1 protein-coding gene is annotated in these 1200 nt (G+C 70.4%); it reads right to left on the reverse strand.

Features of this window, described 5'->3' with window-relative positions:
* Positions 1-90: 90 nt before the first annotated feature.
* A complete protein-coding gene (locus ACWDU4_RS28245) occupies positions 91-936 on the reverse strand; it encodes a biotin--[acetyl-CoA-carboxylase] ligase (protein WP_450117269.1) in 846 nt (281 codons plus the stop codon).
* Positions 937-1200: the final 264 nt, after the last annotated feature.

Consider the following 1200-nt stretch of genomic DNA (forward strand, 5'->3'; position numbering starts at 1 on the left):
TACACCCCTATGAACACTCTCTTTCCCTACCAGACGCTCTTCCGATCTTCGAATTCGCCTGCACCCCGCCGCTCTTGCATGCGCTGCCGGTCATGCCGGACCTGGGTACGGGCGCAGGTGGGTGACGTCGCCCGCCGAGACCGGCACCGCGTCGCCGGAACCGTCGGGCTGCACCACCACCCGGCCCTGCAGGTCCACATCGGTGGCCGTCCCGATCAGCTCCTCGTTGCCCGGCAGTTCCACGCGCACCCGCTGCCCGATGGTGCCGCAGCGGCGCCGATAGTCCGCCGCGAGACCGTCGACGCGCCACCCGTCCTCCTGCCACGCGGTGAACTGTGCTGCCAGCGAACGCAGAAGCGCCCGGGCGAGCGTGCCCCGGTCGGTGGTCGCCGCGCCGGCGAGCTGGAGCGAGGTGGCAGTCGGCACCGGCAGCTCCGCTTCGGTCATCGTCACGTTGAGCCCGACGCCGATCACCACCGCGGGCGCGGGGGACGTGGCGGCGACCTCGGCGAGGATGCCCGCGACCTTCTTGCCCCCGATCAGCACGTCGTTCGGCCACTTCAGTTCCGCGTCGACCTCGGCCACGGTACGAAGTGCGTCCACCACCGCGAGACCGGTCATCAGCGGAAACCAGCCCATCGACGCGAGCGGCAACCCCGGCATCCGCAGCAGCACCGACACCGACACCGACGACCGGGGCGGCGCCACGAAACTGCGGGAGTGCCGTCCTCGCCCGTGGTCCTGGTACTCGGCGATCAGCACCGCACGGTCGAGGGCACTGTCGACCGATCTGGCCAGCAGGTCCGCGTTGGTGGAGCCGGTCTCCGCGACGACATCGAGGGTCGAGTAGAAGGCGCGGGGGTCGGCGCCGCCGCGCACGAGGGCGGTCCGCAGCGCGTCGGCGTTCAGAGGTGGCCGGCTCAGGTCCGTGTACATGGGTCGAGCGTAGGGCGCGAGCCCGGTCGGTGTCGCCCTGCCTGCGCCCCCGTGCGGACCCGCGAACCCCACCCCGATTCGATACTCGCCAGTAGCTTGAGTTGATCGACTCGACGTCGACCGCCCTGTCGCATCAGGCGCCCGGACCTGCCGATATGCTCTCTGTCCATGACCAGCGTCCAGGAGTCCGCCGCCACCGCGGCGTCGAATGTCCCCGATATCCACACGACCGCGGGGAAGCTCGCGGATCTGCATCGCCGTCAG

It is taken from the genome of Rhodococcus sp. NPDC003348 (assembly GCF_053589375.1).